Below are 19,678 nucleotides of genomic sequence, written 5' to 3' on the forward strand. Positions count from 1 at the left end.
TCGCTTTACTCTGGATGTCAGGTTTATATTATGAAAGTAGCCATTAACGGTAGCTCCAGAAAATTTAAAACTTCTGAGAAGTTATTTCATTAGAAATTCTTTGTACTCAAAACGTTAGTTCACTAAATAAACTAGCTAAAATCAATTACAAAAGTAGACCCCTGATTTATTACGGATTGATAGCTTAAATGAAAACCGTGTAAATCCAGAATTCGTTTGGTTAAGTGAAGACCCATGCCATGACCCGTCACCGCATTCACATTGGTACCCCGGTAAAATAAATCAAAAATCCGATCCTTATCCTCGTGGATAATTCCTATTCCCTGATCTTTAATACTAATCTGTAAATGACGCGTATAATTCAAGGCAATAACGACCGGTTCATTTTTAGAAAATTTAATCGCATTTTCAATAAGGTTGGTTAATACCATCGAAAGTAAAACTTCATTTCCTTCGACGATTAACCAGTTCGTATCTTCCTGTTCGGCTACTACTTCAACGGTAATAATAGAATGAGGATGCGTGATTTTTATTTTACCTAACACATCCCACAATACATCATCCATCTGAATTTTATGGATAGGGAATGTACGATTTGATTCCAGCCCAGATAAGGTTAATAACCCTTCCATAATGGCTTTCAAATGCTGAGCATCGTCCAGCAGGTTAACGAGCAAATGTTGGTATTCCTCTTCTGTTCTTTTTTCCTGAAGGTTCACTTGCAACTCTCCAATCAGAGCTGCCAAGGGAGTTTTTAATTCGTGAGAAGCGTGTTTCAAAAAATGTTTCTGACTCTTTACACTCACTTCCAATCGCTCCAGAAAGTAATTAAAAGTCGCGATTACCTTTTGTAACTCATCCTCCTTCGATCCGTTTTGCTGGGGTAATCTCAAGTGCAGGTTTTCCGCCGTAATACTATTAACCTGATTGATGACTTCCGTGAAAGGCCGAAACGTTCGCTTGGATAGCCAGGCGTTTAAAAGAAAATTAATAGCGATTCCTCCAAAGAAAAAGCAGATCATGGTAATACCCAGATTCCGCAGCCGTTCCTGCCCGGTGACGTTTATACCAGAACTGATGATAACGAAATCCCCCTGATTATCCTGATAATAAATCCCGGCACACTGTCGGCCATCCTGATAAAAATCAACCTCTTTTTTATGAAATATTTCATTCACTCGCTGTTCACTAACAGCTAAGGCTGGACCATGATCAACGAAGATTAATTTCCCTGTGGTATCATACACCTGCACAATTTCATCCACTAGAGGAACCCGGTAAATAGACTCCTGTTTGCTGTAATTTAACTTGGTTGCTTCGTCTTTTTCAAAGTAAACAAATCCCGCAATTAAAGCCCGATCTGTAAGTTTATTAAAGAATATATTAGTCGTATATTGTTTAAAAATGACGTATGTTCCCACAAAGACAATCGCCAGGGTTAAAGCGAATATTAAGGTAGATTGTAAAGTAAGTTTAAATCGAAGTCTCATTTCTGATTACAATACTATAACAACAAATATTATACTTATTTTAGGGCTCTATTACAATTAACTTTCTTAGCATGTGGCAGAAAAAAGTTAGCAATGAAAAAGTCATAACAACTTCAAACTCACAACTAACTTTCCTCATATTTCTCAAACAAATAGCCTCTCCCTTTAATCGTTTGAATAAACTTGGCATCGTATCCTTTATCGAGTTTATTTCTCAAATAATTAATATATACATCGACAACGTTAGTATTGGTATCAAAGTTTAAGTCCCAGGCTGCTTCGGCAATTTCTGCCCGCGTCACCACGCGTTCTTTATTTTGCATAAAGAACAAAAGTAACTTAAACTCACGGGGCGATAAGGTAATTTCCGTATCACCTCGTTTTACGATATGCCGATCCAGATTAATCGTTAAATCATGATACACATACTGATCGAAATTTCCCTTTTCGAATGATTTTCGACGCAACTGAGCATTAATCCGGGCAATTAACTCCAAAAAATTGAAGGGCTTCCCCAGGTAATCATCCGCTCCAGCTTCCAGCCCCTGAATTTTTTCTTCGGGCGTATTCAGAGCACTCAGCATAATCACGGGCACATTGATTTCCCGGCGGCGAATGGTCCGACACACATCAAACCCGTCCAGATCAGGCAGCATAATATCCAGAATGATTGCATCATATTCCTGATGAAGACATTCTTCAACGGCCTCATAACCTTTCTCCACGTGCTTCACCTGAAATAACTTTTCCCGAAGGCCTTTTTCCACAAAAGAAGCCACCCGACTATCATCCTCTACCAACAATATTTTAGGCATATGCATTAACTAGTTTCGTCCAACGACCACTGCTGAAAAGACAAATGTAGGTTTCTATTGTTCAAGTAAGCTTGTAAAACTTTCCTAGTGCACTCAAGGCCACTTTCTCTTTGCAGGCAAATCCTCATCGATGCAACGTTTAAGGCTCTGTTTACGTCTTTACCCCAAACGTAAAAAACTTTACTATGAAACGTCATTTACTTTTTTCTGTACTTCTGCTGGCTACTGGCTCGCTGGCAGCTCAGTCTAATCAGGACGAACCTTATCAAACCAAAACTTTCACGGGTAACCTTTCCGAGGTTCGGGTGGATATCTCCGGCGGAAGTATTCAAGTGCATGGCGGTACGGATAAGGACGTAAAAGTGGAAATGTATGTAACGCTTAATAACTGGCCTGCCAATAAACTGGATAAAGCAGAAATAGAAAAACGCCTGTCTGACTATGATTTGGTGATGAAAACGGAAGGCTCTTCTGTCGTTCTTTCTTCCCGTCGTAAATCAGACGTAGAATGGGATTCAAAGCGTTCGATTAGTATTTCCTTCAAAGTCTTCACGCCACAAAATTTCACTACCGATCTGAGAACCAGTGGAGGAAGTATTCGACTATCGCACCTGAAAGGTTCCCAACAATTTCAAACTAGCGGCGGGAGTCTGCACATGACAGACGTTGCCGGCAAAATCCACGGACGTACCAGCGGCGGAAGCATTCACTTGGAAAAATGCAGCGACGAAATGGATCTGCAAACCTCAGGCGGAAGCATTCATGCCGAAGACCTGACCGGAAAAATCAATCTCAGAACATCCGGCGGCAGTCTCCGCATGAATCACCTCAATGGCATGATTGACGCTATCACTAGCGGGGGAAGCATTAACGGTGAAGCCATTGCGGGCGAGTTGCATACCCGAACTTCAGGAGGCAGCATTCGTCTATCCGAAATGACAGCCGCTCTCGACGCGGAAAGCAGTGCCGGAAGCGTAGACGTAGACGTAAAACAGCTTAACAAGTATCTGAGACTGCGGTCATCCGCAGGTAGTGTGAGGGTTCGCCTGCCTGAAAACCCTAGTGTAGATTTGACCATTCGGGGTAACCGCGTGAAATTTCCCCTGGCTGGTTTTCGGGGTGAAGCCGATGAATATCACGTGAATGGCAAACTGAACGGTGGCGTAATTCCTGTCACTATTAGTGCTACTAACCACGTTTCAATTCAGTAAGAATCCTGCTTAATTTGATGTCCGAAAGCGTACACCCGGTTGTTCGTTTTCGGACATATTTATTTTATAACCATGTGATTATTAAGCAATTTTTCAATATTTTAAAGTTTGGCACACCTTTAGAAATTAAAGATACCAAACAGTTTTACCATGATTGTACTGAACGACATTGAACGATATTTCCAGAACGGTTTCACCAAAACCTATATTCTTCGCCACGTTTCTACTGAAATCAAAGAAGGCGAATTTGTAAGCATCATGGGGCCTTCGGGAGCCGGGAAATCGACCTTACTGAATATCATTGGCTTGCTGGACCAGCCTACTTCCGGCGAGTATTTATTTCTGGATCAACCCGTCCAGAAACTGAGCGAAAAGAAACGTTCGGAGTTATACAAAGCTTACATTGGTTTCGTATTTCAGGCCTATCATTTAATTGATGAATTAACCGTTTACGAAAACCTGGAAACGCCACTTTTATACAAGAACGTGCCCAGCTCCGAACGCAAAAGTCGTATCGCTGATATTCTGGATCGGTTTAATATGGTCGCCAAAAAAGACCTTTTCCCAAATCAGCTTTCCGGCGGACAGCAGCAACTGGTAGGCATTGCCCGGGCACTAATTGGTCAGCCCAAAATCATTCTTGCCGATGAACCGACGGGTAATCTTCAATCGGCTCAGGCGGAAGAAATCATGCAGATTTTCAAGCAATTGAATCAGGAAGGTATCACGATCATTCAGGTAACTCACTCTGAAAAGAATGCTTCATACGGCAATCGAATTCTTCACCTGAACGATGGTAAAATCGTTGAAGACATTCGGGTCGAATCTATGATCTAACCTAACCTTCCCCCATTCTTCAAAGAAAGCCAGTCAAGCGTATGAAAAAACTTATTCTCGGAGGTTTCCTGCTCCTTAGCGGTATGCTACAGGCTCAGACACCTATGACCCTCAAAGAGGCCGTTAGCATTGCCATTCGCAATAACCTCAACGTACGGCAAAACGAACTAACCGTAGAAACAAGTCGTAACAACCTGCTACAGTCGAAGTTAGCGTTGTTACCTTCGGCTCAGGCCAATGCTTCGCAGTCACTCAACTACGGTCGCAGCATTGACCCTTATACAAACGGATATGTCAATCAGCAACTTAATGCCTCTAACTTCAGTCTGTCGGCAAGCCTGATTTTATACAACGGTCTGTATTATCGAAACATGATTCGTCAGAATGATTTACTGGTAAAAGCAACCGAACAGGACGTGCAACAGGCTAAAGACGTCATTACCATCAATACCATTCTGGCTTATTTGCAGGTATTAAGCAGTGAAGATCAGGTAAACCTGGCTACGCAACAATTGGAAGCTTCTAAAATGCAGCTTGAACGTACCGCAGAGTTAGTAAAAGCTGGAAATTTAGCTCCCTCCGACGAGTATACGCTGGGATCTCAGGTTGCTAACGATCAGTTAAGTCTGGTTAACGCACAGGGTCAGTTAAAATTGAATCGATTAACTTTCTGGCAAACGCTAAACAGCCCCCAAACACCGCTGGATTTTACACTGGAACGTCTGGCTCCCGAAGGAGAGATGGGTTATGAGACATCCGCTACCAAGATTTATGAATCGGCTGATCAGAATCTGGCGGTTATTAAAGCGGCCAAGTATCGGGTTTTAAGCATGGAGCAACTGGTTCGAGCCCAAAAAGGACTACTTACGCCGCAGCTTTCTCTGAATTCATTCATCAGTACCCGGTATTCTTCTACCGCCAGTATCAATTACGCCGACCAGCTTGGTAATAACTTCAACCGGAATTTCTCGCTGGATTTGTCTATTCCTATTTTCAGAAGCTGGCTTTACAAAAACCGGATCCAGAATGCCATTGTGGATAAGAAAAAAGCGGAAGTACAGGTTTATAATGCCCAAGTCCAGGTGAAACAGGGTATTGAACAGGCTTATGCAAACCTGGAAGTTGCTAAAATGCGTTACGAAGCCCTGGAAAATCAGGTAGTGAGTTTCACGGAAACACTGAATGCAGCCGAGAGCCGTTTTCAGGCCGGAACGCTAAATGTCGTGGAGTATAACATTGCCAAAACGAACCTCGATCGGGCTAAACTCAATCAGGTACAGGCTCGGTACGATTACTTATTTCGCGTGAAAATTCTGGATTATTATCAGGGTAAAAACCTGTTCGTTGACTAATTTCTAAGCTATAATTCCCAAACGGTTGGGTTCTGGTGGCGACGAAGGTGTTTACTGAAATTCATCCAAAAGGCCATAATTAGGTAAAGGACTAGCGGCGAGCCCATGGTAAGACAGGAAGTATAGATAAAATAAATTCGAATGCTGCTCGCGGATATGCCCAAACGCTCTCCGATCACTGAACAAACACCAAATGCTTGATTTTCAATAATATATCGAAAGCGGTTCATGGTTGGACGGTTGTTTTATGTTCGAAATTAGCAATCTAAAATGATAGTGAAAAATTCATTCCAGCTTTTAACAAAAAATTTTTTTTAGCTAAACTGTATTATCCTATAAAAATTATCTTTTATTTCGGGTAAATCTTCCGTTTCAATATTTAATTTGTTATGAACACAGGTACAGTTAAGTTTTACAACGAAAGCAAAGGCTTCGGTTTTATTGTTGACGACGCCACGGGACAGGACATTTTCGTTCACGTCACTGGATTAAATGGTCTGCAAATCAGTCAGGATGATCGCGTTTCTTACGAAACGATCAGCGGTAAAAAAGGCGTGAACGCAGTGAACGTTCAGAAGTTAGCTTAATTCATAAGTAATTTCTCAACTCCGGTCCCGGACTCTTCTGAGTTCGGGATTTCCTTTTTATAATTACCTAATCTCCTAACGAGGTTAGAGAAAGCAAAGATTATCTTTTAAAAAATATCAGCCCTCACCTTTTCTATTAAGTAATTGTGAAGGCTAATGCTCCACCTAATAACTTTTATGTTCTGCTCTATGAAACAACTCTTTTACTCACCTTTTGAAACGGTTGAACAATCGCTTGCCTCTAAATGGGCTCGCTTCTGGAACTTCATCATTGACAGCCTTTTTTTTCTGATTTTCTACTTTGTAATAGTCGTTATCTTCTCTATTGTATTAAGTTTCACGGATGAACAAACCGCTGACACCTTTGCTAACTCCTTCGAAGGCAAATATGAGTTTTTGCACAGATTAATAGCAACGCTGGTGTATGCCTTATTCATGACTTTTCAGGAAACACTTACGAAAGGCCGTTCACTGGGCAAATGGATTACCAAAACGAAAGTGCTCACGGAAGACGGTGAAACGCCATCTACCCTTAGTTTTTTGAAACGAAACTTCAGCCGTTGCGTTCCCTTTGAACTGTTCTCCGCTGTGTTTGATCTCATTCCCTGGCATGACCAATGGACCAATACCAGAGTAATTAAGCTATAAAAGAAACGGAGACCTGAAATCAGGTCTCCGTTTCTTTTAGTAAGGTTGCCCTAAAAACGGTGAACAACCCATTTATCTAAACCCAGGTTTTTACTTCATCCAGGCTTGGCATTTTCGCTTCGATTTTCAATTTTTTACGTAATCCACCTAAATCGTTGAATACTTTATTAGCATTAGCTCCTTTCAAAGCCTCAACGGTAACAAAGCCCATTTTCTGGATGGCGGGTACCCACTCTGCGGGAATACCAGCCGCTACGTAATCAGCTTCGGTAGATACTTCCACTTTTTTCTCAGGACGCATTTGGGGGAAGAATAATACTTCCTGAATGCTGGCATTATTGGTCATCATCATGGTCAGACGATCAATACCAAAGCCAATACCGGCGGTTGGTGGCATTCCGTATTCCAGCGAGCGAATGAAATCCTCATCCAGAGCCATCGCCTCTTCGTCCCCACGTTCCGCCAGACGTAACTGATCTTCAAAACGCTCCCGCTGATCAATCGGATCGTTTAGCTCCGAATAAGCATTAGCAATTTCTTTTCCATTTACGTAGATTTCAAAACGTTCCACCAACCCGGATTTCGAACGGTGTTTCTTGGTTAAGGGAGACATTTCCAGCGGGTAATCCGTAATGAACGTCGGCTGAATGAGGTTACTTTCCACGGTTTCACCGAAGATTTCATCAATCAGTTTACCCTTACCCATCGTAGCATCTACTTCGATACCCAGCTTCTTTGCTTCTTCCAGCAGTTCTGTTTCGCTCAAGGTATCTACGTTAATACCCGTTTGCTTCAGAATCGCTTCCGAAATCGTCATGCGAGTATAAGGGCCCTGGAAATCAACAAGATTATCACCAATCTGAACTTTCGTTTGGCCATTCGTGGCAACCGCTACTTTCTCCAGAATTTCCTCAGTAATATCCATCATCCAGTTGTAGTCTTTATAAGCTACATAGAATTCCAGCGAAGTAAATTCCGGGTTATGCGTGCGGTCCATCCCTTCATTACGGAACATTTTGCCGAACTCGTATACGCCTTCAAAACCACCCACAATGAGGCGTTTCAGGTATAATTCATTCGCAATCCGCAGATACAAAGGCATATCCAGCGTATTATGGTGCGTCTTGAATGGGCGAGCGGCAGCACCACCATGAATGGGTTGCAACACAGGTGTTTCCACTTCCAGCCAGCCACGATCATCAAAAATCCGACGCATGGTCGAAATGATTTTTGCCCGCTTTACGAAAATGTCTTTTACTTCCGGGTTAACGATCAAATCCACGTACCGCTGACGGTAACGTAATTCAGGATCAGTAAAACCATCATACGTATTTCCTTCGTCATCCCGTTTAACGATGGGCAATGGACGCAGTGATTTAGTAAGAATCTTAAACTCCTGAACATGAATCGAGATTTCACCCGTCTGAGTCGTAAAGACATATCCCTTCACACCGATGATATCACCAATATCCAGTAACTTCTTGAATACCGTATTATAAAGGGTCTTATCTTCGTCTGGGCATAAATCATCCCGACGGAAGTATAACTGAATGCGTCCCGTAGAATCCTGAAGTTCCGCAAAACTGGCCGAACCCATGATACGGAAGCTCATCAGACGCCCCGCAATTGATATAGTTTTGTAATCGGTTTTATTCCGTTCGTAATTCTGATGAATATCGGCTGCCGTTGCATTAACCTCAAAACTCTCAGCTGGATAAGGGTCAATACCTAATCGGTATAATTCTTCCCGTTTCTGCCGACGGAGTAATTCTTGTTCAGAAAGTTGCATGTTCTCTAATTGGCCCCCCAATGGAGCCGTTAACAATGAGCTCATCTCTTGGATGAAATGCAAAAATAACACTTGACTGCTAGTCTGTCGACATAACCTTTAGGCCAATTTTAAGGTTTTATTGTTTCTATTACTTTTAACTAGCATTAGATTTGTAAAAAGCACTACTTAAGCCGTCATTTTGACGTAACTGGTATTCTTTTATATTAGGAAGAGATATGCAGCGACTGACCCAAACGCAACGCCAGACTCTGAAGTTTTCTCCTTTGCAAATTCAGATGCTGAATTTACTGGGACTAAATACACTGGAACTGGAACAACGAATCAAAGATGAACTGGAAGAAAATCCGGTTCTCGAAGAAGGTGTGGAAACTCCAGAGAATACCGAGGACGGGGTTGATAACTCAGATGAATTTCAAACAGATTCGAGCGACTTGCCCACCGACGATTTTCGGGACTGGGATGAATTTGCCGATGATGATATTCCAGAATATAAAACTCGTTCAGATAATTTTGCCGCAGACGAAGATTTTTATACCTCTCCCATGGTTCAGCAAAACACCTGGCGAGATGAGTTGAAAGAACAAGTCAGTACCATTGATCTGAATGAACGTCAAAGGCTGATTGCTGAATTCATTATTGATTCGCTCGATGACGACGGTTTTCTCAAGTACGACGCTTACAATCTGGCCGATGATATCAGCTTTACCAATAATATATGGGTAGAAGAGTCAGAAATCGAGGAAATCATTCCCCTTATCAGGGCTTTGGAGCCAGCGGGTATCGCTGCTCGTGACTTACAGGACTGCCTGTTATTACAACTGGAACGCAAGCCTCATACGCCCGAAAATCAACTGAGCCTTGATGTAGTGAGGAAACACATGCATGAACTGGCGGGGCGTAATTATGAGAAGATCATGCGGGTGATGGATCTTGATAATGAACAGCTCAAGGAAGTGCTGTCCATTATTGCTCATCTCAATCCGAAACCCATCGTTGGTGGGCAGAATAGCTCTCTACAGGTGAATGAAAACATTCTCCCGGAATATTTTGTAACGAATGATGGCGGTCATTTTGAAGTCAATCTGAACGGTAGGGATTTACCCAGTATCCGTCTAAGTAAATCGGTGATTGAAATGGCTGAGTCCCGGAATAAAAACGACCGGGCTACTTCGCAGTTTGTAAAAAGTAAATTAGCCTCCGCCCGCTGGTTCATTGATGCGTTAAAACAACGCGAACAGACCATGCTTAATACCATGCGGGCCATCATCGAATTTCAAAAAGATTATTTCCTTACCGGGGACGTTCGTCAGCTTAAACCCATGATTCTCAAAGATATTGCGGATCGAATCGGGATGGACATTTCCACTATTTCCCGGGTTACTTCAGGCAAATATGCTCAAACGCCTTTCGGGATTATCCACCTGAAGGACTTATTTACCGAAGGGGTCAAAAACGACGAAGGGGAAGAAGTATCTAACCGGGAAATTCAACAGGCCATCGTTGAAATCATTGAAAAGGAAGATAAACAATCCCCCTATACCGATCAGCAAATTCAGGAGGTGTTGGCTGAAAAAGGTTATCCCGTTGCCAGACGTACAGTTGCCAAGTACCGGGAACAAATGAATATTCCTATTGCTAAAATTCGTAGAGAACTGTAGGGAATTTTGAAGGAGTGAAGGATAGAAGGAGTGAATAAAAAAGTGAGGAACTGGTTTATAACCAGTTCCTCACTTTTTTATAATAGATCGATCATTAAAGTAGAATTACCTACAATACACCAGCTCTTAGCCTCACCTTCAGCCTTTGAGATAGCAAAAACAGCTATCTACTCTCTAGCCTATTTATTACATTCTTCACTCATTCAAAACTAAAAAAGGCTCTGCTATTGCTAGCAGAGCCTTTTTACTTATCAAATAAGACTAGTTACTATCTTCTTCTAGGCTTACCTTTTTTCGCTTTACGGCCTTCTTGTTCGATGATACGTTGTTTCTCTTCTTCAGTAATCTGACGAATGCTGGTTTTAGAGATGATGTATTTGCCTTTCGAACGGGTGATGTTTACTTGGTAATCACCTAAGTGACGAACCACTTCACCTTTAGAGTTAACCTCATCGATTTCGTAGATAGCTTTGAAGTATTTAGGACGCTTCATTTCAGCTACCAGAGCATCGAATTGAGATGGCACTGCGATTTCGATATCGTCTTTCAGTTCTTCGAAAGCGTTCAGTTTCGCTTGCTCAAGCTCAGCAGTGTAAGTTCCGTAGAGCGTACGTTTGCGGTACGTTCCGCTTGGCTGACGAGTTCCGTCGCAGTAGCAATAGCACTGAACTGAATCACGACCTACCACTGTCGAGTAATAAGCAGAAACTTCAACTAAACGGTGACGGAAACGAGTTTTCTCAGCAACTTCAACAACGGCTGGTTTCTCGAAACCGAAGCTAGCAGTAGCTACTTCTGAGATACAACGTCCGCATTTGTTATCACGCTCTGAGTGAACTGTTACGTAATACAGTGTAGTTTCAGATAAGCTGTCACCAGGCCATTTCAATTCTTCAGGCCATTCGAAGCTTCTTTCTGACGTGTTTTTCAGCGAGTAAACGATCTCGTCAGAAACGGCTGACTTCTTGTGAACATTTACCGTGTAAGTTTCGCCAGGCTGTGAGCTTCCGCTTTCCCAAGAAATTTTAGGATAAACGCCAGCTGTTCTGTTAGAATCTACGATAGTCAAACCGTTGATTTTCTGATCGCCTAACATTACGCTAGGAGTCGTTGGAGCAACGCAGGTAGGACATTCCGCAGGAGCCACTTTAACCAGTTCGGTACGGTTGAAAGATTTCTTCAGAGATAATTGAAGAGCCCAGCCACCATGCTTACGCTGGAATTCATAAATACGAGCTACGTTTCCGCTGTAGTCACCACGAGTGAAGTAATCTACCTTCGTATAGAAACCGCTGATTTGACCACCGCCATACCAGTTGTTACCTAAGGGGAAGTACGCACCTATGTGACCTCTGATACCAGGGTGAACCAGGTTATCAGTTGGATGGAACATCGTTAAAAGAGTGTTAGATCTTGTATCGATTGCACCAATAACCGCAGACTCTGTACGGAACACACCTACACGAGCAGCAGCCTCGATGAAGCTACTTTGTGGCTTTTTAGTCAGATCGTAAGAAATAACAGGACCCACTACCAAGAAGTAATCTTCTGAACGACGTTTTCTCAAATCCATCGATTCCCGAGGAACAGTTGGGTGAGCGTTGTAAAGAAAATCTTTGTAAGAACCACGAACGAAGAATGTTTGCCATCCTAGTTCAGCTCCTAAACCGAATTTGAAACGGTTTTCGGGTTTGAAGAAGTAATCTGCTCCAACGGCTACGTTTAAACCAAATCCATTAAAAAGTGATTTGTCACGGGGATCAACAAACGTTCCGTCCCAAGTTCCGCAATAGGCAATACCAGGTCCGAACGGAAGCGATATACGCCAAGGAGATTTACTTAATACAGGAAAGTAAGTAACGGTATCGCAAGCACTTAACGTGTCTGCATTTACCATCGTGATAGATGATTGATTTTTTAAAGCCTGTTTTCTCCACTCACGTAAGCTGATACGATCATTTTTAGGAGTAGGATTGGTCTGAGCTGTGGCTTTGAATTGGGTTGAACAAAATAAGATTGCTAAAATCCCCCACCCCATGCACAACGAGCGGTAGATACTTCTCATAGTTTGTGTGTTTTTGTTTGATAAGTCGCTAAACAACAGCAATGAAGTACTTTCTCAAATATACGGAGAAATTTCACATTCAGTTCTCACTGTAAACTACAGTAAAGCTTCACAAAGTAAACTAAGGAAAAGGTACAATGTTCAACCGAACGCAATATTTCTTCAAGAAAAATCTTCAGGCTATTTTCTATAATAAGCGTGCCAGTATTATAAGTTATTCAGGATGAGCTACTTTTCTATATAGAACTTCTGATAAATATATTGAATTAAAAACCAGTACCTAAGCGTGTTAATGCTCAAGTACTGGTTTATTATTTTTTAAATTATTCTTTTGTACCCATCTCAGCTACAAAATATTCCCGGTTCATACGGGCAATATTTTCCATACTGATTCCTTTAGGACACTCAGCGGCACAGGCTCCTGTGTTGGTACAGGCTCCAAAACCTTCTTCATCCATCTGGGCAATCATTTTCTTGGCACGGGTAGCACTTTCCGCTTCTCCCTGTGGTAATAAAGCCAACTGAGAAATTTTAGCCGAAGTGAACAACATAGCCGAAGCATTCTTACAAGCCGCTACGCAGGCCCCACAACCGATACAGGCTGCTGCCATGAAGGAAGCATCTGCATTCTCTTTTGGAATGGGGATGGAGTTAGCATCCTGAGCATTACCAGTATTCACCGAAATGAATCCACCCGCAGAAATAATGCGATCAAAAGAACTACGGTCGGTTACTAAGTCTTTGATAACAGGGAAAGCCTGTGCACGCCAGGGTTCCACTACGATGGTATCGCCATCCTTGAAGCTACGCATGTGTAGCTGACAAGTGGTTACTCCCTGTAATGGTCCGTGAGGACGACCGTTAATGTACATAGAACAAGCTCCGCAAATACCTTCGCGGCAATCGTGATCAAAAGCTACGGGCTCTTTTCCTTCTACGATCAGTTGTTCATTCAATACGTCGAACATTTCCAGGAACGACATATCTTCGGAAATGCCAGAAAGCTTGTATGATTCCATACGGCCTTCTGTTCTGCTATTTTTTTGACGCCACACCTGGAGCGTCAGATTCATGTTACCTTCCATTGTTTCGTTAACTTTTTCTGTTAACCAGATTATTTGTAGGAACGCTGAGCAATCTTAATGTTCTCGTAGTTGAGTTCTTCTTTGTGAAGTTCCCAAGCCGAATCTCCCTGGTATTCCCAGGCTGATACGTACATGTATCCTTCGTCATCACGTCTGGCTTCGCCTTCTTCCGTCTGGTATTCTTCGCGGAAGTGACCTCCACAAGATTCATTACGGTTCAGAGCATCCAGACACATCAGCTCTCCTAACTCAATAAAATCAGCAACGCGGTTTGCTTTGTCCAGTTCAGGATTGAACTCATCCGCGTCACCCATTACTTTTACATTCGACCAGAATTCTTTTTTCAGAGCTCTGATTTCCTGAATAGCTTCCTTCAGTCCTTGCTCGTTACGAGCCATACCACACTTATCCCACATGATCTTACCTAATTCTTTGTGGTAAGCTTCTGGAGACTTGGTTCCTTTGATAGCCAGCAGTTTCGTGATACGATCTTTAACCTCTTTCTCAGCTTCTACGAAAGCTGGGTGATCTACTGAGATCGCCTTTGTGCGGATTTCGTTAGCCAAGTAAGCACCAATGGTGTAAGGAATAACGAAGTATCCATCAGCCAGACCCTGCATCAAAGCAGAGGCTCCGAGACGGTTGGCACCGTGATCCGAGAAGTTGGCTTCACCTAAGGCGTAAAGACCAGGAACGGTAGTCATGAGGTTATAATCAACCCATAAACCACCCATGGTATAGTGAACGGCAGGATAGATACGCATAGGCACCACGTAGGGATCTTCACCCGTGATCTGCTTATACATATCAAAAAGGTTACCGTATTTTTCTTTGACAACGGCTTTACCCAATTCCAGAATCTGGTCATGGGAAGCATTGTGAATACCTCTTTTATTAACCTCTCCTTTACCATAACGCTCGTAAGCGGCATAGTAATCCAGGTAAACGGCCATTTTAGAAGTACCTACGCCATAACCCGCATCGCAACGCTCTTTGGCAGCCCGGCTCGCAATGTCACGAGGCACGAGGTTACCAAACGCTGGGTAACGACGCTCCAGGTAATAATCACGCTCGTCTTCAGGAATCTGATCGGCGGGGCGATTATCATTCTGTTTTTTAGGAACCCAGATCCGACCATCGTTACGCAACGACTCTGACATCAGTGTCAGTTTCGACTGATGGTCTCCTGAAACGGGAATACAAGTAGGGTGAATTTGGGTAAAGCAAGGGTTACCGAAGAATGCACCTTTACGGTGAGCTTTCCAGGCAGCCGTTACGTTAGAGCCCATGGCATTCGTTGACAGATAGAATACGTTACCATATCCACCTGTACAAAGTAATACCGCGTGACCGAAGTGACGCTCTAATTCACCTGTTACCAGGTTACGGGCAATGATACCACGACATTTACCATCGATCATGACAATGTCCAGCATCTCATGACGGGTATACATTTCAACCGTACCCGCTCCTACCTGACGTTGTAAGCCAGAGTAAGCACCAAGTAACAACTGCTGACCTGTCTGACCTGCTGCGTAGAACGTCCGCTGTACCTGGGTCCCCCCGAACGAACGGTTGGATAACAAACCGCCGTATTCACGAGCGAAAGGCACACCAGCCGCTACACATTGGTCAATGATGTTACCAGAAACTTCAGCTAAACGGTATACGTTTGCTTCACGAGCCCGATAATCACCACCTTTAATGGTATCGTAGAATAAACGGTAAACAGAGTCACCGTCATTTTGATAGTTTTTTGCCGCATTGATACCACCCTGAGCCGCAATAGAGTGAGCCCGGCGAGCAGAATCCTGGAAGCAAAAAGCTTTTACTTTGTAACCTAGTTCGGCTAGTGTTGAAGCAGCCGAAGCACCAGCTAAACCCGTACCAATGATGATTACTTCAATGCTACGTTTGTTAGCGGGGTTAACGAGCGGTACAGTCGAGCGGTATTTCGTCCACTTCGATTCCAACGGCCCGTCGGGTATTTTGGCATCCAATTTAGGTGATGTTGCCATGGAATTAGTTCAGTTTATATACTCCGGAAAAAAGCTCCGGTCTGAGTTCTAAAGGAATCGGAGTTCAGAAGCGAGAACTTATGCTCCCAAACTTTTAATGTAGAAATAAACAGGCATTGCGGCAAACGCCAGGGGAATACCAATACCAAATACCCACACCCCCACGAAACGGATCAGGGGATTGTATTTGGGGTGATTCCAGCCCAAGGTTTGGAAGGCACTTTGGAAACCGTGTACCAAGTGATACGCCAATGCCCACATTCCTAACAGGTAAAAGGCTACCAGCAAAGGATTGGCGAAAGCGGCTTTGGTTTCTGCGTACAGGTCTTTAACAATCGTTACCCGTGTTTGCGTATCCTCGCGTACGAATTCTTCCATTTTACCCTTGATGGCGGGACCATTGTAGGCAGATGACGTTACTTCACCCGTAGTCATACTTTGCTCGTACTGACGGTAAGGCACCTCGCCAAACTTGTACTGCCACCAGAAATCGTGCATGTGAACGACGATGTAAAGCAGCAGGATCGTTCCGAGAATAGCCATGTTACGGCTAGCCCAGGAGCTCTGGTTGTGTACCACCACGTAACGCTGAGGACCACGAGCTTTGCGGTTTTTAGCCGCCAGCATCAGACCATCAATGGCGTGGAGAAGAATGAACGCGTACAAGCCGTAGGATACTACTTTAATCGGAGGAAATGTCGTCATGAAAACGGCATACTTGTTAAAGCCTAATCCTTCATCGCTATGGAACAATTGAAAGTTACCGCTCACGTGTACAATGAGGAAGACGCTTAAGAAAAGCCCCGTCAAAGACATGATAAGCTTGCGGCCCAGCGTACTAGAAAAAGTTTGTGTGACCCAGGACATCGTTTTTTGACTCGAAGAACAGTTAAAAATAGAGGGAACTATCCCTAATTAGCCCTCAAAACTACGGCACAAACGGTAGGCCGCCAAAGTGGATTCTTGATTTTTTGCTAATTAAAAATACCTTTTGCTCGTGAAAAGCGTTCAGATGTTGAAATTGGCATCGTATCCAACTCGAGGCGGGCTCCATTTAGAGGACTGATATCGGGAACTATTTGCTCTTAAGTTAAACCTATACGGTGTTGAAAAAGTTGTTAGGACGAGGAGTATTTTGCAAAATATCTACTCCTTAAAATAGACCTTTACAACCTCGTTGGAAGCTTTACCTTTGTTCACTTGTTGTGTTGTATTCTATTGTTTGTACCCCTTTATCCTAAGTATCCGTATCGATCTTGATTATACCTGCGTAGCATGAGAACCCTTTACCGTTATTTTGTATTACTGGCCATTACTATCTGTGGACTAGCTCACTCAGCCTGGGCTACTCACGTTCGGGCCGGTGAGATTACCTCCCGCCGTATTTCATCTACAGCCCTTACCTATGAACTTACCTTAACGATTTATTGCGACTGGGCTAACGGAGCAGATGCCACGCGAAATACTGCCGGTTCGGGTGTTAATTTCTGTTTTGGTGATGGTACTCCGGTGCAGAATACGCCTTTATTTACTCAGGGCTTACCCAATGGCGGTGTGGTAGATGTAGGAAATGACACCCGGCGACTAATTTTCAAGGTCATTCATACGTTCAATGCTCCCAATACCTATACCATATCTGTTGGTATTGATAACCGAAATACGGGTACCATCAATATCACGAATGGAAACTCTTCGCAATATCCTTTCTACGTTGAATCTACTCTGGCTATTAACTCATTTCTGGGCTTAAACAGCACGCCCGTCATGTTAAACCCACCCGTAGATTTCAATGCCTGCGTGGGTCAGCGTTACATTCACAACCCCAATGCAGTAGATGCAGACGGAGATAGTTTAGCGTACAGAATTACTCAGAATAAAACTACTAACGTAGGTGAATCCTGCCGCGGTTTCCTGGTTCCCAGTATTGTTTATCCTAATCAGGTGCCTGGTTGTAATGCCCAAAACGAAGCCGGAACCGGAGCCGCTACTTATAGCATCAATCCTGTGACGGGTGATCTGGTTTGGGATGCCCCCCGCTGCGTCGGTCAGTACAACCTGGCGTTTGTCATTGAAGAGTGGCGAAACGGTATTAAAATCGGTGAAATAACCCGTGACATGCAGATTACCGTGCGAGATTGTCAGAACAAACGTCCTACCATTGAAGTACCCGGAGACATCTGTATTGAAGCAGGAAAAGTGGTAAACTTTACCGTTCGCGGAACCGATCCTGACAATAACCGCGTCATCATTTCCTCTACCGGAGCCGTTTATCAACAAAATCCAGCTCTCATTACTGCTCCTTTTGCTACGTTTACCGTTCCTTCTACCATTCAGAGTTCACCCGGAACGGGATCATTCAGTTGGCAAACCAGTTGCGATCACATCCGGGCCTTGCCGTATGAAGTCTTGTTTAAAGTAGCCGATCAGCCCGGTTCGGTGCAACCCTATCTGGTAGATAGCAAAACGGTTAACATTCGCGTAGTAGCCCCCGCTCCAACAAACTTACAGGCAGTAGCCAACGGAACAGCGTATAACTTAACCTGGGCAGCCTATCCCTGTCAGGTAGCTGGTGCAGAAATTGTTATTTATCGAAAAGTGGGATGTACTGCCCTTACGCCCAACCTCTGTAGCCCTGGACCACCCCCGGGTTATACCGAAGTAGCTCGCGTACCTGCTACACAGACCTCGTATACGGATAACTCAACCAGTTTACGTCCTAATACAGTCTATAGTTATCGGATCGCTGTTTCATTCCCCGGCCCCAATAACCTGACCCGTTTCAGTAGTACTTACTCGAATGAGTCTTGTCAGGCTTTACCTAAACAGGCAATTTACATCACGAACGTTACCGTTGATGAAACCAGTACTACTGCCGGACAGATCACCGTAAAATGGACTCGCCCAGAAGTGACAGGTACGCGTGAGTATCGTATTTTCCGGGCTACGGGTTTAAATGGTACGGGTTATACCAGAGTAGGCACGATTACGACTAATTTATCAGCTCCTAAAACAGCAGACACCGTTTTCGTAGATCAGGGTTTGAATACGGAAGCGAATGCCTACCGGTATCGGGTGGATTTATATACAACAGCAGGGGTACGTTCAGATTCTTCGCAGGCGGCCAGTAGCGTTCGTTTGAGTGGAACGCCTCAATCGCGGTCCGTTCAATTGAGCTGGCAGGCTAATGTTCCCTGGAGTAACGACAACCAGACGCACCGTGTCTACCGTCAGGTAAGACCCGGCGTGTTTAACCTGATTCAGCAGGTAGCAGTCACCGGCTCTGGTTCTTATACCTATACTGATAATGGCCGCGACAATGTTACTTCTGATGGCGACATCAGTACTACGCTTTCACCGGATTCGACGTATTGTTACCGCGTTGAAACGGTAGGCTCTTACAACGATAATAGCATTCATCCGGGCTTGTTGTATAACTTCTCACAACGTCTGTGTCTGACACCAACGGATACTACTCGTCCTTGTCCGCCGGTACTTTCGCTGAATCTGCTCGATTGTGCCAGCTATGTTCAGGGCACTTGTGAGGAAGCTCCTTTCCGCAATACGCTAAATTGGACTGATGCCACAACAGGGCCCAACGGAGCAGCTTGTGATCCCAACATCGTACATTACAACGTTTATTACAAACGCTACGAAGACACGGGTGATTTTGCTAAAATTGGAGAAGTGCCTTTCCCAAGCCGCACCTATCTGCACGAAAACCTGAGCAGTTACGCGGGTTGCTATTACGTGACAACCGTGAACCGGTTTGGCGTGGAATCATTACCCAGTAACACGGTTTGTAAAGACAACTGTCCTGACTTTACCTTACCGAATGTAATCACGCCTAATAATGACGGCAAAAACGATACCTTTGAGCCCATCCGTTGTCCTCGCTTCGTGAAAGAAGTTCGCTTCCGGGTGTTTAATCGCTGGGGTGTGAAAGTCTATGAAAGCAACGATAATCCTCTGATCCAGTGGGATGGCCGTACGGATAGCGGTAAAGAACTAGCCGCTGGAACGTATTACTTCGAGGCTCAGGTTCGGTACGAACGCCTGAATAAATCCGAAGAAGATCGCCCCGTAACATTGAAGAGCTGGGTGCAAATCATTCGCTAATCTG

At 43.8% G+C, this 19,678-nt stretch carries 15 protein-coding genes; 7 read left to right on the top strand and 8 right to left on the bottom strand.

What is annotated here, in order from left to right:
• Positions 1-131: 131 nt before the first annotated feature.
• On the bottom strand, positions 132-1,490 hold the full coding sequence (locus QE357_RS15465; RefSeq protein WP_309709242.1) for a HAMP domain-containing sensor histidine kinase: 1,359 nt from the start codon (positions 1,488-1,490) through the stop codon (positions 132-134).
• A gap of 125 nt (positions 1,491-1,615) precedes the next feature.
• Entirely contained in the window at positions 1,616-2,305 is a 690-nt protein-coding gene (locus tag QE357_RS15470; protein WP_307140875.1) for a response regulator transcription factor, read from the bottom strand.
• A gap of 185 nt (positions 2,306-2,490) precedes the next feature.
• Here QE357_RS15470 and QE357_RS15475 point away from each other — a divergent pair, with 185 nt between their 5' ends.
• The 3 genes from QE357_RS15475 (at position 2,491) to QE357_RS15485 (ending at position 5,705) form a co-directional block, all read left to right on the top strand.
• Positions 2,491-3,516, top strand: a complete 1,026-nt coding sequence (locus QE357_RS15475) for a DUF4097 family beta strand repeat-containing protein (RefSeq protein ID WP_309709246.1) — start codon at positions 2,491-2,493, stop codon at positions 3,514-3,516.
• A 150-nt stretch (positions 3,517-3,666) separates the two neighbouring features.
• Positions 3,667-4,353 (top strand): ABC transporter ATP-binding protein, encoded by a 687-nt coding sequence (locus tag QE357_RS15480; protein WP_309709247.1) that lies wholly within the window; start codon positions 3,667-3,669, stop codon positions 4,351-4,353.
• A 41-nt stretch (positions 4,354-4,394) separates the two neighbouring features.
• A complete protein-coding gene (locus QE357_RS15485) occupies positions 4,395-5,705 on the top strand; it encodes a TolC family protein (protein WP_307140878.1) in 1,311 nt (436 codons plus the stop codon).
• A gap of 8 nt (positions 5,706-5,713) precedes the next feature.
• Here QE357_RS15485 and QE357_RS15490 read toward each other — a convergent pair whose 3' ends face one another.
• Positions 5,714-5,935 carry a PspC domain-containing protein gene (locus tag QE357_RS15490; protein ID WP_307140879.1) on the bottom strand — a complete coding sequence of 74 codons (222 nt, stop codon included), beginning with the start codon at positions 5,933-5,935 and terminating at the stop codon, positions 5,714-5,716.
• Positions 5,936-6,094: 159 nt separating this feature from the next.
• Between QE357_RS15490 and QE357_RS15495 the strand changes: the two genes are divergently transcribed.
• Positions 6,095-6,292, top strand: a complete 198-nt coding sequence (locus QE357_RS15495; protein WP_307140880.1) for a cold-shock protein — start codon at positions 6,095-6,097, stop codon at positions 6,290-6,292.
• A gap of 189 nt (positions 6,293-6,481) precedes the next feature.
• A complete protein-coding gene (locus QE357_RS15500; protein WP_309709257.1) occupies positions 6,482-6,940 on the top strand; it encodes an RDD family protein in 459 nt (152 codons plus the stop codon).
• Between the two features lie 76 nt (positions 6,941-7,016).
• Here the strand turns inward: QE357_RS15500 and lysS are convergent, their stop codons facing one another.
• Positions 7,017-8,729, bottom strand: a complete 1,713-nt coding sequence (gene lysS, locus QE357_RS15505; RefSeq protein ID WP_307143527.1) for a lysine--tRNA ligase — start codon at positions 8,727-8,729, stop codon at positions 7,017-7,019.
• A 218-nt stretch (positions 8,730-8,947) separates the two neighbouring features.
• Here lysS and rpoN point away from each other — a divergent pair, with 218 nt between their 5' ends.
• The gene (gene rpoN / locus QE357_RS15510) at positions 8,948-10,390 is read left to right on the top strand and encodes an RNA polymerase factor sigma-54 (protein ID WP_307140882.1); all 1,443 of its coding nucleotides are present in this window, start codon (positions 8,948-8,950) and stop codon (positions 10,388-10,390) included.
• Positions 10,391-10,658: 268 nt separating this feature from the next.
• Here rpoN and QE357_RS15515 read toward each other — a convergent pair whose 3' ends face one another.
• The 4 genes from QE357_RS15515 to QE357_RS15530 all read right to left on the bottom strand — a co-directional run bounded on the left by QE357_RS15515 (position 10,659) and on the right by QE357_RS15530 (position 16,425).
• A complete protein-coding gene (locus QE357_RS15515; RefSeq protein WP_307140883.1) occupies positions 10,659-12,455 on the bottom strand; it encodes a hypothetical protein in 1,797 nt (598 codons plus the stop codon).
• Positions 12,456-12,778: 323 nt separating this feature from the next.
• Complete coding sequence (locus tag QE357_RS15520) at positions 12,779-13,528, bottom strand: succinate dehydrogenase/fumarate reductase iron-sulfur subunit (RefSeq protein WP_307140884.1); 750 nt, start codon at positions 13,526-13,528, stop codon at positions 12,779-12,781.
• A gap of 41 nt (positions 13,529-13,569) precedes the next feature.
• Positions 13,570-15,558, bottom strand: coding sequence for a fumarate reductase/succinate dehydrogenase flavoprotein subunit (locus tag QE357_RS15525; RefSeq protein ID WP_307140885.1), 1,989 nt, complete (start codon positions 15,556-15,558; stop codon positions 13,570-13,572).
• A gap of 78 nt (positions 15,559-15,636) precedes the next feature.
• Positions 15,637-16,425, bottom strand: a complete 789-nt coding sequence (locus QE357_RS15530) for a succinate dehydrogenase cytochrome b subunit (protein WP_106638526.1) — start codon at positions 16,423-16,425, stop codon at positions 15,637-15,639.
• Between the two features lie 408 nt (positions 16,426-16,833).
• Between QE357_RS15530 and QE357_RS15535 the strand changes: the two genes are divergently transcribed.
• Positions 16,834-19,674, top strand: coding sequence for a gliding motility-associated C-terminal domain-containing protein (locus QE357_RS15535; protein WP_106638525.1), 2,841 nt, complete (start codon positions 16,834-16,836; stop codon positions 19,672-19,674).
• Positions 19,675-19,678: the final 4 nt, after the last annotated feature.

It is taken from the genome of Siphonobacter sp. SORGH_AS_0500 (genome assembly GCF_031453245.1).
Classification (GTDB): Bacteria; Bacteroidota; Bacteroidia; order Cytophagales; family Spirosomataceae; genus Siphonobacter.